Source organism: Leifsonia sp. NPDC077715 (assembly GCF_040686855.1).
Taxonomy (GTDB): Bacteria; Actinomycetota; Actinomycetes; order Actinomycetales; family Microbacteriaceae; genus Leifsonia.
This window is the reverse complement of sequence record NZ_JBFBOG010000003.1, coordinates 549,245-564,298: the sequence shown is the minus strand read 5'-3', so window position 1 is coordinate 564,298 and position 15,054 is coordinate 549,245. Positions and strand designations below refer to the sequence as shown.

Genomic DNA, 15,054 nt, shown 5'->3' with positions numbered 1-15,054 from the left:
TGTGCGCCGCGCGGTGCGGCTGAAGACAGTATGCCGTCCGCGGATCATGGCAACGTCGATCCCGGATAGTCGGTGGAGAACGTGTCGCCACCGGACACGACGGTCACGGTCAGGGTCGGGGCCGGGTCGTTCGCCGGCGCGGTGCAGGACGCCGTCTCGCCCGCGGCCGGCATCGGCAGCTGCGTCGTGCCGTCGCAGCTGTAGGTGACGGCGTCGTAGGCGCCCGTCGGCCAGCTCGTCCAGGTGAACACCTGGCTCGCGGGGTCGTACCGGGCGCCGCCGATCTTGAGATCAACCGCGACCCCCAGGTCCTGGGTCGCGCTCTGGGCCGTGCAGAGCGACGAGCCGTCGGGGTAGCCCTCGCAGACCCGGGTGATCCGCACGGTCAGCGGGACGCCGTAGTGGTTCGCGCCGGAGGCGTCCAGCACGCCGCTCGTGCCGCTGAGCGTGCCCGAGTCGACGACCGCGCCGCCGCTGAGCAGCTGGTAGTCGAACCGCGGGTTGGATCCGCCGCCTGCGCGGTACGACACGGTGACGTTGAAGTCGGCGGTCCGCGCGCTCTGGTTCAGGACGCGGGACACCACGGCGATCCCGGTCACGTCGCCCGGCGACTGCCGCGGGGTCGCGCTGACGATCGCCGCCGGCGTGCAGCCCTGGCCGTTGTAGGCGTAGACGATGAAGTCGTAGGTCTGGTTCGGGCTGAGCCCGGTGATGACCGTGCTGCCACCCTGCACACGCCGCAAGCCGTTCGTCGACAACGACGGCTGTCCGGAATCCACCCCCGTGACCTGACAGGACGTCGGGTTGCGGCCCTGGAACGCCGCCACCCAGTAGTCGGTGATCGTCTTGCCGTTGTCGCCGAAGACGCCGGACCAGCTCAGCGTCGCGCTGGTGCCCGCCTGGGTGTCCGGCGTCGCGACCGGTGCGACACCGGTGGTCGTCGGCGCCCCGGCGGGCACGCCGCTCCCCTGCGTCTGATTCCAGGTCGTGCGGCCCTGGTAGAACTCGTTGCGCGAAGCGACCGTGAACCCGATGGCCGCGCCGTTCGCGATCCCGGGGTCGGTGACGTTGAGCGCGTAGCCGGTGCCCACCGGATCGGAGCCCGAGACCTGCAGGGCGTTGGTCACGCCGCCCAGCGACACCAGGTACGAGGTGATCGGGCTGGCGCCGGGTGCGTCGGCCGGCTTGGTCCAGGTGATGCGGAGCCCGTGATCGAGCGGTGTCGACGACACGGCGGACGGCGCGTTCGGGATCACGTCGGACCACACCGGCTCGGCGTACGAGGTGGGATCGGAGAGGCCGAGGGCGTTCTGCGCGCGCACCGTCAGCGTCACCGCGTTCGACGGGCCGTTGCCCGGCGTGGTGATCGCGCAGGTCGTCGTCGCACACGGAGTGGTGGAGATCACCTGCCCGGTCGCGGCGTTCGCCATCGTCACCTGGAAGCCGGTGATCGGCGAGTTGTTGAAGGCACCGGGGATCCAGCTGAGCGTCAGGCTGCGGTTGGCGATCGTGCCGATCTGGACGTTGGAGACGGGAGCCGGCCGGTCCTGGACCGACACGGTGACCGTGCCCCAGGTGTACCGGTCGGCATCGCCCGTGGCGTCCGCCACCTCGTACTGCAGCGTGGTGTCGGCCGGCGCCGCGGTGGGCGAGACCGAGATCTGCAGTTCGGAGTTGTCGGCGCTCGGCGTGATGCTGAGACCGTCGGGCAGGCCGCTGCCCAGGCCGCGCACCGCGATCACGCGGAGGGGCTTGTCCGGGAACGGGTTGGTGGCGCCGTCGTTCGCGAGCACGTCGACGGTGGTCGTCTGGCCGCGCGGCGCGATGACGCGGTCGGGCTGCGGGCTCGCCAGCGGGCGGGTGGAGGGCACCACCTGGATGTCGATGCGCCCCGCCTGACCGGCGTTGACCGCATCCTTCACGCCGATCGAGAGCGACGGCGTGGTGCCCTTCGGCGTGCCGGTGGCCACGGTCACGGTCAGCTTCTGCCCGTCGATGGTCGCGGTGACGCCGCTCGGCCGCGGGTTCTGGATGGAGTACACCAGCTCGTTCTGGTCCTTGGCGTAGGGGTAGCTGGTCACCTTGGTCAGGTCGATGGTCTTGGTCTGCCCCGGCTCGAAGTCGATGAGCGCGCCCGTGAACACCGGGGGCTGGTTCTCGCGCGGTGTCACCTCGATCGGGAGCACGATCGTCGCGACGTTGCCGTCCGGATCCGTCGCGCTCGACCCGTCGGTGACCTGGAACGAGATGGACGCCGGGCCGAAGTAGCGCGGCGACGAGGTGAACTGCAGGGTGTCGTTGCCGACCACGAGGTCGTCGCCGTTGGCGTGCGTCGCCCGCACGGTCGCGGCGTCCGTCAGCCGCACCTTCCGGTTGCCGACCGCGACGATGTAGTCGTTCAGGTGGATGGTCAGCGTCTTCTCACTCACCACCGTCAGCTTCGGCGCCCCGCGCTTCACTTGCGGAAGCGCGTCGTCGTAGCCCGGGACGTGCACGAAGCCGTTCGCGACGACCGACTCGTCCTCGGGGTTGGCCACCTTGAACGGCACGATCTGGCTCTTGGCGCCGATCGTGACCCGCAGCCGCTTGGCGGCGGTCACCTGCGCGTCCGCGTTGTACCCGGGCACCAGCGAGAGCTTGAGGCTCGACACCGGGCCGTCGGCGAAGAACACGTTCGCCAAGACGTTCACGTCGACCCGTTGCTTGCCGAGGATGTCGGAGAGGCCGAGCGTCGTGTCGGAGACCACCGGACGCGCGGGAGGCGCCTTCTCGTCGACGGTGAGGCGGAGGAACGCCTGGCTCGTCCCGCCCCGGTCGTTCTGGATCGTGTACAGGAAGCCGTAGGCGCCGGGAGTCTTCGGCGCGGTCACGGTGACGACGTCGCCGCTGATCTTCGCCTTGGCCTTCCCGTCGAGCGACGTCACGGCGGTGACGCTCAGCGGGCTCCCGTCGGGGTCGCTGTCGTTGGCGAGCACCTGAACCCCGAGGGTGCGGCCTGGCTTCGCCGTCACGTCGTCCTCGACCGCGATCGGGTTCCGCGCGCCCTCGACCCGCGCGGCGATGCCCACCCGCACGGTCCCCGTCGCGCGGGCCCCGAGCGCATCGACGACCGCGTAGGTGAAGGTGTCCGTGCCCGCCGCGTACTCGCCCGCCTGGAAGTCCATCCAGTCGGGGCCGGAGGCGATCACCGCGCCCTTCTGGGGGTTGGTCTCCTGGCCGATGAACTGCACCGAGTCGCCATCCGGGTCGATGCCCGAGAGCGGCACGGTGATGCGCACGGTGTCGCCCGCGAGCACGCGCGCGGTGACGGTCTTCGGGACCGGCGGGTTGTTGGTCGCCGCATCCCGCTCGCGCACGGCGATGGTGACCTCGGCGGTCGCCCACTGCCCGTCCTCGCCGGACACGCGGTAGGCGGCGGTGTAGTTGCCGGGCTTCGACGGCGCGAGGTAGCGCAGGTGGTCGCCGCTGGCGAACAGCAGGCCGGCGCCGCTCGGAAGCGGCGTCGCCAGGGTCGGGTCGAGAGTCAGCTTGTCGCCGTCCGGCTGGACGTCGTTGGCCAGCACCGGGATGTCGACCACGTCGCGAACGCGCACCGACACCGAGTCCGGTGCGGCGATCGGCGGCTGGTGGACCGTGAGCGGCGGGAGCTGCACCACGGTCACCGTGCCGACCGTGTCGGCCAGCCCGTTGCTCAGCCGGTAATGGAAGTCGACCGGGCCCTCGAGCGGGCGGCTCAGCGTGACGCGTAGCGTGCGCTGCTGCAGGACCTGCACGCGCACGCCCGTCGACGCCTCCGGATCGGTGACCCCGGTGACCAGCAGCACGCCGCCGGAGGGGTCGATGTCGGTGGAGAGGACGTCCACGTCCTGCGTCGACTGCTCGCGGATGAACGCGGTGTGCGGAACGGCGATCGGAGCGGTCTTCGCCCCGGGCGGCGCCTTGACCTCGACCCGGACGACGCCGGTGGCGGTGATCACGCCATCGGTCACCGAGTACTCGATGTTGTGCGTGCCAGCCTGGTCGGACTCGAAACGGAACGTGCCGCCCTGGTAGTCCGGCGTGATGGTCGCGTCGGCCTTCGTCGGCACGGTGCTGAGGCGCACGACGCCGTTGCCTCCGCGCACGTGGTCGAGCGGCGAGACCGTGACCTCCTGGCCCTGGTAGGCGAGCACCGCGAACGGGTCGGCGATGATCGGAACCTGCCCGGGCGGACGGACGGTGACGGCGAGCAGCCCGGCGGACTCGGCGCGGCCGTCGGAGAGCGTCAGCGCCACATCCTTGACGCCCGCGCCGTCGCCGTGGTCGGAGTACGCGACCTGCCCCTGCGGGGTGAAGGTCACGGTATCGGGCGACGGGATGGAGGCGGCGGACAGGTAGAAGGAATCGCCGTCCGGGTCGTAGCAGTCGCCGAGCACCGGAGCCGAGACGCGCCCTCCCGCCTGGACGACGGCCTTGGCGTTCCGGACGCAGACGGGTGGCGCGTTCTCCCCCGCCGTCCGCACGGCCACGACGACGTGCGCCGTCGCCGTTCCACCACGCCCGTCGGAGATCGTGTAGTCGAACGCGATGGAGCCGGTCGCCGTGTCCGGCAGCGAGATCTGCAGCTGCTGGTCGGCGTTGGTGAGCTCGAGCGTGCCCTGCGACGCCGGCACACCGGTGAACGAGTCGATCGTCAGCACGTCGCCGTTCGGGTCGTAGTCGTTGAGCAGCACCGGCAGGGGCGTCACGCGACCCGGCCGGGCGCCGAACGAGTCGTCGACGGCGACGGGAGGCTGCTCCTGCTTCTCGTACTGCGGCGCGGTGTCCTGCTTGGTCTGGTTGACGAGCTCCTGCGTCGTCTTCTTGGAGACCAGCTCGTCCCAGTTGTCGATGCGCGTGTTCCCGCTCTGGACCGCCCAGGCCACACCCGAACGACCGTCGTTGAGCACGACCCGGGAGCCGTTGACCCGGAAGTCGAGGGTGGCCCCTGACGGGACGTCCTTCAGCGTCGACCGCTCCCCCGCGCCGGAGGCACCGCACGAGCGCCACGTGCTCCCACCGCTCCAGGCGGCGTAGGTGCACCCGGCGACCGTGACGGGAGCCGCGGCCGCCCCACCGCCCTGGGTCACGGGACGCGTGGGCCTGCCGCCGTCGAGGGGCACCCGCACGAGACCGGTGCCGGAGGCGATCCACACCGCCCCGCCGCCGGATGAGGGCTGCTGCAGCACCGGCTCCGCCCCCTCCGGGAGGACGCCGCTGAGATCGACCGCGCGTCCGTCCACCCACAGCGTCCGCTCGTCGGGGTCGAGCAGCGCCCAGTGGCCGCCGACCGAGGTCAGCGACACGTTCGCACCGTCGCCCTTGGTGGCGACGTCGGTCGTCGTGGTGGACGGCTCGGCGGCGTTGAGGTCGGCGCGCACGAGCGTCCGGGTCGAGGGCTGGTAGGCGAACAGCACGCCCGACGGGTCCATCGCGAAGACCGCGCGGCCGCCCAGATCGACCGTCGCGGCCGAACCCGAGTTGAACGTGTCCAGCTGCTTCACGGACGTCAGCCACAGCTGTCCCGTCGTGCGCGACATCAGCGCCACGTGGCCGCCGGCGAGCGAGACCTGCGGCGAGCGAGGCGGCAGCGCGACCGACTTCCCCGCCTCGGCGGTGGCCGGATCGACGACCGCGACCGTGTTCGCCTCGCGGTCGATCAGCAGGACGTCGGTGCCGTCCTGCACGACGTCGAGGGATTCGCCGGTGCCTGCAACGACCGAGTTGAGCTTGTCGATCTCCGTGTTCGCGCGCCCGAGCGACTTCTTGGCATCGCTGGCCACCCACACCGCGGCGTCGTTCAGCTGGAGATGCTGGGCGCTGTACCCGCCCGAGACGACCGCGAGCGTGGTCACCAGGGCTGCGACGGCCGTCCCGCTGACGGCCGTCGCGGCGACCGACTTGTGGGCGGTCAGCCAGGACCAGAACGCGGCGGCGCGGCTCACGTCCCTGCCGCCCTCTCGACGCACTTCTGTCCGCTGGGCGTGCCGGTCCGGCCGTCGCGGTTGACGGTCACGGTGACGCAGACGGTCTGGCCGGGCTTCGCATCCACCCGGAACTCGGTCGCATGCTGGCTGCTCGGCGGCTGGTCCTGCACCGCCACCTGGTAGGTGTCGCCGTCCTGGAGGCCCGGGTCGCTCCAGCTGAACACGATCGTGCTGCCGGTGACGCGGCCGCTGAGGTCGCGGACGGTCGGGATGTCGCTGCTGGATCCCGCCCGCACCAGCACGAGGGACGCGGTGATCCCGAGCACGACCACCAGCGTCGCGCACGCGATCAGCGCGATGACGAGGGCGCGCGGCGTCTTCGACGGGGGCGCCTGCTGCGGGGTCTGTGCGCTGCCCGCGCTCTCGCGCACGACCGTGTGGGTGGGTGCGCGCGTCACCGTCGCGGACGCGGGCGCGGCGCGACGGCGCCGGCGGCGGGCGCCGGGGTCGACCGCCATGACGCCCTTGACCCGGGTGCGGTCCTCCGGGTCGCCGGCGGTGGCGAGCGCCCAGTCGTCCATCGCGACCTCGATCGGCGTCTGCGGGAGACCCAGCTCCGCTTCGACCGCCTGCAGCTCGCGGATGAACTCCAGAGCGCTGCGCTGCCGCTGCGACGGCTTGCGCGACATCGCCTTGAGCAGCACCTGCTCGAGCCGCGGCGGAACGTCGGCACGGCCGATCGGCAGCGGCCGGCTCTTGGTGATGCGCTGGATGAGCTCGGCGGCGGTGTTCTCCTTGCCCGGCACCTCGAAGGGCGAGCGGCCGGCGAGCAGCGAGTACATGGTCGCGCCGAGAGACCAGACCTCGCTGGCGATCGTGCCACTCGTCTCGTCGAGCAGCACCTCGGGCGCCGACCACGGGATGGACAGGCCGATCGCCTCGGTCACATCGGCCTCGCTCAGCGTCGCGGCGATGCCGAAGTCGCTCAGCACCGGATGCCCGTAGGCGGTGCTCAGGATGTTCGACGGCTTGATGTCGCGATGCAGCACGCCGGCGCGGTGCGCCGTCTCGACCGCGCTCGCGATGCGCACGCCGATGCTCAGCACCTCGAGGACCGGCAGCGGGTCGCTGCGGTACCGCTGGCCGATCGCCGCCGAGCACAGCTCCATCACGAGGTAGGGGCGGCCGTCGGAGGACACGCTCGCCTGGTACACGGTGAGGATCGAGGGGTGCGTGCTCAGTTGAGCCATGAGGTTGGCCTCGGCCTGGAACATCTGCTTGACCTGGCTGGTGACCACCTCGGCCAGCATCACCTTGACCGCGACCTGCCGGCGGGGCATGTTCTGCTCGTACAGGAACACGTCGGCGAAACCGCCCGAACCGAGCACCCGGACGTACGAGAAGCCGGGGAGGTTGGGCGGCTGGGACGGCAAACGCCGGGCCATCGGATCCCTCCCGTTCGTCGGCGAAAACGCAGCGCGCAGAGTGCGAAAAGCGTCTGACAATTGTAGGCAGCGGCCCCTGAGCCTGGCCTGGCCGGGACCCGTACTGGGGATAACTCGATGACCCCCAACTCGGGGGACAACGTCAGTGGCGGCGGGCCGCCCGTCGGGACTCGCCGTCGCGGTGCGAGCCGGACTCCGGCGTCGCCAGCACGTCGACCACGACGACCGTGACGTTGTCGCGTCCCCCGTTGCCGAGGGCCGCGTCCATCAGCTGCTGCGCGGCGTCGAGCGGGGACGATCCCTCGCCCAGGAAGTAGCGGATGCCGTGCTCGGTGAGCTCCTTGGTGAGGCCGTCGGAGCACACCAGCAGCCGGGAGCCCGCGACGATCGGCAGGAGGAAGTAGTCCGGGACCGGGTCCTCGTTGAATCCGACGGCGCGGGTGATGACGTTGCTGTGCGGGTGGACCTCGGCCTCCGCCGGGGTGATCGCGCCGGCGTCCAGCAATTCCTGGACGATCGAGTGGTCGACGGTCAGCTGCTCGAGCGTCCCGTCGCGGTAGCTGTAGACGCGGGAGTCGCCGATGTTGAACACCAGCCAGTAGGGCGCGCCGTCGACCAGCGTCAGCGCGATGCCGGTCACCGTCGTGCCCGTGCCGAGGTCGGTCTGGCCGACGCCGCGGCTCATGTCGTCGACCGCGGAGCGCAGCGCGTCGGTGAGCGCGAGCTCGTTCACGTAGTCGGCCTTCACCTTCTCGGCGAGCCGGGTGACGACCGCGGTGCTGGCGAAGTCGCCCGCGGTGTGGCCGCCCATCCCGTCGGCGACGGCGAAGATCGGCGAACGGGCGAGGAGGCTGTCCTCGTTCACGCTCCGCCGGTAGCCCGTGTCGCTGAGCGCCGCCCACGAGAGGCTGATGCGCGCGTCGGGATCGCCGGGCACGGCCACGGTGTGGCGTCTGCTGCTGCGACCGATCTGGGTCACTCGCGTCCTTCTCCTCGGCGGGCGGTGATCTCGATGATATTACCGTCGCCGATCTCCACCCTCGCCCCGGCGAGGACCACGACCGACTCCCCCGGTCGCAGTCGCCGGCTGCCCGCGGGACCCGTCACCACCGTCCCGTTCGTCGAGCGGAGGTCGGTGACGACGACGGCGTCCCCCGACTGCTCGATGCGGGCGTGGGTCGACGAGACCTCCTGCGTCGGCGAGGCCACGGTCACGAGCCGCGGCGTGATGCCCGACTCGACCCGCTGCGACGTCGGACGGCGACCGACGAGGAGGGGCGCATCGAGGGTGAGCGTGTCCCCCGATGGCAGGCGCGCGGCGAAGGCGGCAGGAGGCGGTGGAAGGACGACCGGCTCGGTCGGCGGGAACGCGTCGGCGGACGGCAGGGTCAGCGGCCCAGCGGGGATCACGGGCGTGTCGCGCGACGGTTCCGGCTCCTCGATGTCGACGGCGCCCGGCAGTTCGTGCGCTGCGGGGCGTGCCGCGGGAGGCACCTGCTCCGGGTCGGCGACGACCGGCTCCGCGCCGTGGCCGAACAGGCTGGAGCTGCGGCCGCGCTCGCGGATGATCGTCTCGTCGGCGGCCGGTCCGTCCGGCGCCTCGGCCGTCACCGCGGCCGGCTCCGGAGCCGCAGACGCGCTCCGCTCCGCGCGCTCGATGGGCTGCAGCGACCAGGTCAGCAGCTCGCCGTCGGCGACGCCGATCCCGAGCGGCAGCGACCCGATCGAGAGCCGGGCGACCGGACCGGTCTGCGCGTCGTCCCCCTGCAGCACGAGACCGGTGACGGAACGGAATTCGGCGAGCACCCACGGCTGGACTCCGCCCGCGGAGAACCGGCGCGACCCGCCGACCGAGAACACGTCGATCGCCGCGGAGCCGCGGACGACGGCGGTCACGGTCACCTCACCGGCCGCGTTGGGCTCCGCCAGTTCGGCGACCGCGAAGGACCGGACACTGTCCGTCCCGGCGAGCGGGAACGCGCCGACGACGGACTCGATCGTCGCGAGCTCCGAGTCGGCGAGCCAGAACACCTGGTCGACGATCGCGTCCGAGACCGTGCTCTCGACCGCCGCGACGAACCGGCGGCCGGCGATGAGCAGCCAGCGCGACGGTCCGGACGTGGGGGCGTACCGGATGAAGCCGCTCGTCATCGTCGGCTCCTCCTGATCGTGCCGGGGTGGGGGTTCGATGCGAGTGTACCTGTCCGCGTCACGCCGACGGGCGCTCCGGCCGCACGACCACGAACGGCGTCCCCGCGGAGACCACACCGTCGTCCGGCACCGTCACCACCGACCCCGCGACGACCGCCGGATCGCCCGAGACGAGCACCCGGCCCGTGGCGTTCAGCACCGCAAGCGGTTCGCCCGCCGTCAGCAGCACCGGCAGCAGCTCCCGCTCCAGGCGCTTCACGTAGACGTCGACGCCGACGACCCCGAGCACGGCGCCTCCGCGTTCGACGGGGGACGTCACCGTCACGATGTAGTCGCACGCGCACAGGTGGTCGACGTACGGACCGGTGACGTGCGTCCGATGCGTCGACGAGGGGACGCGGTACCACTCCAGCGAGGGGAAGTCGCGCAGATACTCGGCATAGGCGCGAGAGGCCAGGTCCAGCCGCGAGGGGCCCGCGGTCGCTCCGAACACCGGGTTGTCGTCCAGCGCCCCCAACCACCAGGCGAAGTGGAGGCCGCCGGTGCGGGTGGTCTCCGGCGCGGCGATGAAGCCGGCGCCGATGAGCAGCGGGTCGTCCGCCTCCAGCTCCGGGAGCACCAGCCCCGCGATGCGCTCGTCGAGTGAGCCGGGATCGGTCGGTCCGTCCTCGGCGACCACCTCGAGGATCGACGTCCGCCACCCGGCGATCAGGTCGTGGATACCCCCGAACAGCTCCGACACCCGGTCCGCCACGGCCTCCGCATCGACCTGCGGACGGAGAATCGCGCTCTCACCCATCGATCGACCCGCCCACCTCGACCCTGGCCTTCGCCTGCAGCAGCCAGCGGGAGACCGCGTCGATCAGGCGGCTCACCTCGGCGCGCGCGGTCGCGCCGTCCCGGCCGGCCACCGCATCGGCGATCCGCGCAGCGCTCGCCGCCGCCGCCGCCCGCAGCGCCTCGTCGCGCATCCCGAGCCACAGCAGCGGCCCGAACTCGGCCTGCAGCCGCAACTGCTCCCGCACCAGGCGGGTCGACTGGCTGAGCACGGCCAGCTCCAGCAGGAAGCCGCCCGCATTGCGCCGCGCCTCCGCGGCGGCCGAGAAGTCGGCCGCGTCCAGCCAGCGGCGCAGGCGCTCGTCGTCCTCGGGCGTGGAGCGCTCCGCGGCGCGGTCCGCGCAGCCGGCGGCGATCGTCGTCACGTAGACGGCGAGGTCGCTCAGCTCGACCTGCGACAGGCCGCGCAACCGGGTGGTCAGCAGGGCGTCGTCCGGGTCGCCGGGCTGCACGACGAAGCTGCCGCCGTCGCGTCCGCGGCGGGTCTCGACCAGACCCGCCTGGCGCAGCATCCCGAGCCCTTCTCGCGTGGTCACCAGGGCCACGCCGAAGCGGCGCGCGAGCTCGGCCTCGCTAGGTAGGCGCTCCCCGGGCGCCAGCACCCCGAGCACGATGGCGTCGGCGAGCCGGCGGGCGACCTGCTCGGCCCGGCCGGCGTCGGCGAGCTGGGCGAACACCGCGTCGCGCGCGCCGGGAGCGGCCCGGGTCGTGCGCGGGGCGGGGGCGGAGGACGCGGTCACGCCTCCCACGATATCCCGCCCGAATCATTCGCTATAGGATGAATTCGCGTGAGCGAAGGAGCGAGCATGGTCGACGTCCTCCCGGAGGGCACCCCGGGCGTCCTGAGCGGGCTCCGCGTCGCCGACTTCTCCCGCGTCCTCGCGGGGCCCTACGCCACGATGATGCTCGCCGACTTCGGCGCCGACGTGATCAAGATCGAGCCTCCGCACGGCGACGACACCCGCGCGTGGCGACCGCCGGTGGACGAGGCCGGCGAGTCCACGTACTTCGGTGCCGTGAACCGCAACAAGCGTTCGGTCGTCTGCGACCTGACGACCCCCGAGGGGCTGAACACCGCCACGCGCCTCGCCGAGACCGCGGACGTCGTGGTCGAGAACTTCCGCCCCGGCGTCATGGAGCGCTTCGGCCTCTACGAGCGGACCCTCCGCGCCGCGAATCCGCGCCTCGTCTACTGCTCCATCACCGGCTTCGGACGCGACGCGGGCGCCGCACTGCCCGGCTATGACCTCCTCGTACAGGCGGTCGGCGGGCTGATGAGCATCACCGGCGCCCCGGACGGCGAGCCGAGCAAGGTCGGCGTCGCCCTGGTCGACGTGCTCACCGGCCTCAACGCGTTCTCCGGCATCCTCCTCGCCCTGCGCAAGCGGGACGCCACCGGCCACGGCTCGCGGGTCGACGTCGAACTCCTCGGTTCGCTGCTCGCCGCCCTGACCAACCAGGCCTCCGGGACGCTCGCCACCGGCCGCTCCCCCGCCCGGCTCGGGAACGCGCATCCCTCGATCGCCCCGTACGAGCTGTTCGCGGCCGCGGACCGCGAGCTGGTCGTGGCGGTGGGCAACGACCGGCAATTCGCCGCGTTCGCCGCCGTGCTGGGCCGGCCGGAGCTCGCCGAGGATGAGCGCTTCGCGACGAACGAGGCCCGGGTCGCGCACCGCGACACCCTGCGCGGCGAGCTCGCGCCGCTTCTCGCCGCCCTTCCGGCTGCCGACTGGGTCGACACCCTCACCGCCGCGCGCGTGCCCGCCGGGCTCGTCAACGGCGTCGCGGAGGCCTTCGAGTTCGCCGAATCGCTCGGCCTCGCCGCGGTGGTCGAGACGACCGACCACGCCACCGGACGCCGCTCCCGCCAGCCGGCAACGCCCATCCACCTGGACACGGCCCCCGCCGTGCACCGCACCCCGCCCCCGCTGCTCGGCGCGCACGACGCCCGCTGGGCCGACGAGACCGACCGAGAGGACCGACCGTGACGACGACGCTCGACGAGGCGTTCAGCATCGACCACCTGCTCACCGACGAGGAGCGCGGCTGGCGCGACAAGGCGCGCGCCTTCGCGACCGAGCGCATCCGTCCGGTGATCGAGCAGGACTTCGAGGACAAGCACTTCCGCCGTGAGCTGGTACCGGAGCTCGGCGCGCTCGGCGTCCTCGGCATGCACCTGAAGGACGAGGGATGCGCGGGCGCCGGCGCCGTCGCGTACGGCCTCGTCTGTCACGAGCTGGAGGCGGCGGACAGCGGCTGGCGCACCTTCGTCTCCGTGCAGGGTTCGCTCGCGATGAGCGCGATCTCGAAGTTCGGCTCCGACGAGCAGAAGGCCGAGTGGCTGCCGCCCATGGCGCGCGGCGAGCGGATCGGCTGCTTCGCCCTGACCGAGCCGGACGGCGGCAGCGATCCCGCCGCGATGCGCACCCGGGCGCGGCGTGACGGCGACGACTGGGTGATCACCGGCGCCAAGCGCTGGATCGGCCTGGCCGCCATCGCCGACGTCGCCGTCGTCTGGGCCGCCACCGACGACGGCGTGCGCGGTTTCCTCGTCCCGACGACCACCCCCGGCTTCACGGCGACGGCCATCGACGGCAAGCTCTCGATGCGCGCGTCCATCCAGTGCGACATCGTGCTCGACGACGTCCGCGTCCCGGCCGACGCTCAGCTGCCGGGCGCGCGTGGACTGTCGGGGCCCTTCTCCTGCCTCAACGAGGCGCGGTACGGGATCGTCTGGGGTGCGATGGGCGCCGCGCGCGACTGCCTCGAGGTCTCGATCGCGCGCGCGACGACGCGCGAGGTGTTCGGCCGCCCGATCGGCGCGACCCAGCTCATCCAGGAGAAGCTGGCGAACATGCTGGTCGAGTATGAGAAAGGGACGCTGCTCGCGCTGCACCTCGGCCGCCTGAAGGAGGCCGGCCGCCTCACCCCGACGCAGATCAGCGTCGGAAAGCTCAACAGCGTCCGCGAGGCGCTGGCCATCGCGCGCGAGGCCCGCACCATCCTCGGCGGCGACGGCATCACCAGCGCATTTCCGGTGATGCGTCACATGGCGAATCTGGAGTCGGTGCGGACCTACGAGGGCACGGACGAGATCCACACGCTGGTGCTGGGTCGCGCGCTGACCGGGCTGGCGGCGTTCGCATGAGCGGGTCCCAGGTGGACGCGGCGGTCGCCGCTGCCGACCGCGCCGCGCGGACGCCGACGACCCGCGACCAGCGGGCCGGCTGGCTGGAGGAGCTGGCCGACGCGCTCGACGCCGACCGGGACGCGCTCGACGCCCTCGCCCACGAGGAGACGCACCTCGCGACCGCACGGCTCGACGGCGAGGTCACCCGGACGGCGTCGCAGCTCCGCTTCTTCGCGGGCGTGGTCCGCGAGGGCGGCTACCTGGAGGCGGTGGTCGAGGCGCCCGACGCGACTCTCGTTCCGCCGCGCCCCGACCTCCGCAGGATGCTCCGGCCGCTGGGACCCGTCGCCGTGTACACGGCCTCCAACTTCCCCTTCGCGTTCTCCGTGCTCGGTAACGACACCGCGTCGGCGCTCGCCGCCGGATGCCCGGTGGTCGTGAAGGCGCATCCCGGGCATCCCGAACTCTCCCGGCGCACCGCGGCCCTCGCGCAGGCGGTGCTGCCCGAGGGATGGTTCGGGCTGGTCGAGGGGATGGAGGCCGGCGTCGAGCTGGTGCGGCATCCCGGCATCCGCGCGGCCGGATTCACCGGCTCGGTGCGCGGCGGGCGGGCGTTGTTCGACCAGGCGGTCTCGCGTCCCGACCCCATCCCGTTCTACGGGGAGCTCGGCAGCATCAACCCCGTCGTGATCACCCGCGCAGCGGCGGCCGAGCGTTCGGCGGCGATCGGCGCCGGTCTGGTCGCATCCTTCACGCGGGACGCCGGCCAGTACTGCACCAAGCCGGGCCTGGTGTTCGCACCGCAGGGTCACGGGATCGAGGACGCCGTGCGCGACGCCCTCGCGGACGCCCCGCCGAGCAGGCAGCTCACCCCCGCCATGGCGGACGGCTTCGTGAGCGGCGTCGCGGAGCGGTCGTCGCTCTCCGCGGAGGTGCTGACCGGATCGGCCGCCGACGGAGAGTCGACGCCGACGGTGCTCGTGGTCGACAGCGCTGCGTTCCGGGCGGAGCCGGACGCCTTCCTCGCAGAGTGCTTCGGCCCGGTCACCGTGCTGGTGCGCTACGCCGACGGCGAGCTCGATGCGATGCTCGACACCCTCGAACCGTCGCTCACGGCGACGATCCACCGCGGAGCCGACGAGGACGTCTCCGCGCTCGCCGAGCGACTGACCGCTGTCGCCGGCCGCCTCCTCTTCGACGGTTGGCCGACGGGCGTCGCGATCGGCTGGGCGCAGCATCACGGCGGCGGCTGGCCGTCGACCACCGCGAGCGTGCATACGTCGGTCGGCGCCACGGCGATCCGCCGCTGGCTCACCCCGATCGCGTACCAGGATGCACCCGAGGCGGTCCTCCCCCTCGAGCTCCGCGACGGCAACCCGCTCGGGATCCCGCGACGCGACTCCTGACCCGCGAAGATTCGTGGGGGGGGGGGGGGGGGGGGGGGGGGGGGGGGGCCCCCGGCGCCCGGGGGGGGGGGGGGGGGGGGGGGCGGGCCGGGCGCTGCCCGCGGGGGGGGGGGTGGGGCCGGCCCGCTCCCGCCCCACCC

Annotated in this window: 9 protein-coding genes; 3 read left to right on the top strand and 6 right to left on the bottom strand. The window is 72.6% G+C overall.

Annotated features, from left to right (window positions below; genetic code table 11):
- Window positions 1–44 precede the first annotated feature (44 nt).
- The 6 genes from AB0P25_RS16535 to AB0P25_RS16510 all read right to left on the bottom strand — a co-directional run bounded on the left by AB0P25_RS16535 (window position 45) and on the right by AB0P25_RS16510 (window position 11,118).
- On the bottom strand, window positions 45–5,963 hold the full coding sequence (locus AB0P25_RS16535) for an Ig-like domain-containing protein (protein ID WP_363808806.1): 5,919 nt from the start codon (window positions 5,961–5,963) through the stop codon (window positions 45–47).
- Window positions 5,960–7,390, bottom strand: coding sequence for a serine/threonine-protein kinase (locus AB0P25_RS16530; RefSeq protein ID WP_363808803.1), 1,431 nt, complete (start codon window positions 7,388–7,390; stop codon window positions 5,960–5,962). Before AB0P25_RS16530 ends, AB0P25_RS16535 begins: the two co-directional genes overlap by 4 nt.
- 142 nt (window positions 7,391–7,532) lie before the next feature.
- Entirely contained in the window at window positions 7,533–8,369 is an 837-nt protein-coding gene (locus tag AB0P25_RS16525; RefSeq protein ID WP_363808801.1) for a protein phosphatase 2C domain-containing protein, read from the bottom strand.
- On the bottom strand, window positions 8,366–9,541 hold the full coding sequence (locus tag AB0P25_RS16520) for an FHA domain-containing protein (protein ID WP_363808798.1): 1,176 nt from the start codon (window positions 9,539–9,541) through the stop codon (window positions 8,366–8,368). Before AB0P25_RS16520 ends, AB0P25_RS16525 begins: the two co-directional genes overlap by 4 nt.
- Window positions 9,542–9,599: 58 nt before the next feature.
- Window positions 9,600–10,340, bottom strand: a complete 741-nt coding sequence (locus AB0P25_RS16515; protein WP_363808796.1) for a hypothetical protein — start codon at window positions 10,338–10,340, stop codon at window positions 9,600–9,602.
- Entirely contained in the window at window positions 10,333–11,118 is a 786-nt protein-coding gene (locus AB0P25_RS16510) for a GntR family transcriptional regulator (protein ID WP_363808793.1), read from the bottom strand. Before AB0P25_RS16510 ends, AB0P25_RS16515 begins: the two co-directional genes overlap by 8 nt.
- A 66-nt stretch (window positions 11,119–11,184) precedes the next feature.
- Here AB0P25_RS16510 and AB0P25_RS16505 point away from each other — a divergent pair, with 66 nt between their 5' ends.
- From AB0P25_RS16505 to AB0P25_RS16495, 3 genes are read left to right on the top strand one after another with little or no spacing between them, the layout of a single operon-like run.
- Window positions 11,185–12,366, top strand: a complete 1,182-nt coding sequence (locus AB0P25_RS16505) for a CoA transferase (RefSeq protein WP_363809330.1) — start codon at window positions 11,185–11,187, stop codon at window positions 12,364–12,366.
- Window positions 12,363–13,526, top strand: a complete 1,164-nt coding sequence (locus tag AB0P25_RS16500) for an acyl-CoA dehydrogenase family protein (RefSeq protein WP_363808791.1) — start codon at window positions 12,363–12,365, stop codon at window positions 13,524–13,526. The genes AB0P25_RS16505 and AB0P25_RS16500 overlap by 4 nt, the downstream gene beginning before the upstream one ends.
- Window positions 13,523–14,914, top strand: coding sequence for an aldehyde dehydrogenase family protein (locus tag AB0P25_RS16495; protein WP_363808789.1), 1,392 nt, complete (start codon window positions 13,523–13,525; stop codon window positions 14,912–14,914). Before AB0P25_RS16500 ends, AB0P25_RS16495 begins: the two co-directional genes overlap by 4 nt.
- Window positions 14,915–15,054 lie beyond the last annotated feature (140 nt).

What these genes read in the sequence shown, in the direction of transcription:
- AB0P25_RS16530 (WP_363808803.1), bottom strand. Translation starts at nt 7,390, where the DNA reads ATGGCCCGGCGTTTGCCGTCCCAGCCGCCCAACCTCCCCGGCTTCTCG.
- AB0P25_RS16520 (WP_363808798.1), bottom strand. Translation starts at nt 9,541, where the DNA reads ATGACGAGCGGCTTCATCCGGTACGCCCCCACGTCCGGACCGTCGCGC.
- AB0P25_RS16515 (WP_363808796.1), bottom strand. Translation starts at nt 10,340, where the DNA reads ATGGGTGAGAGCGCGATTCTCCGTCCGCAGGTCGATGCGGAGGCCGTG.
- AB0P25_RS16505 (WP_363809330.1), top strand. Translation starts at nt 11,185, where the DNA reads ATGGTCGACGTCCTCCCGGAGGGCACCCCGGGCGTCCTGAGCGGGCTC.
- AB0P25_RS16495 (WP_363808789.1), top strand. Translation starts at nt 13,523, where the DNA reads ATGAGCGGGTCCCAGGTGGACGCGGCGGTCGCCGCTGCCGACCGCGCC.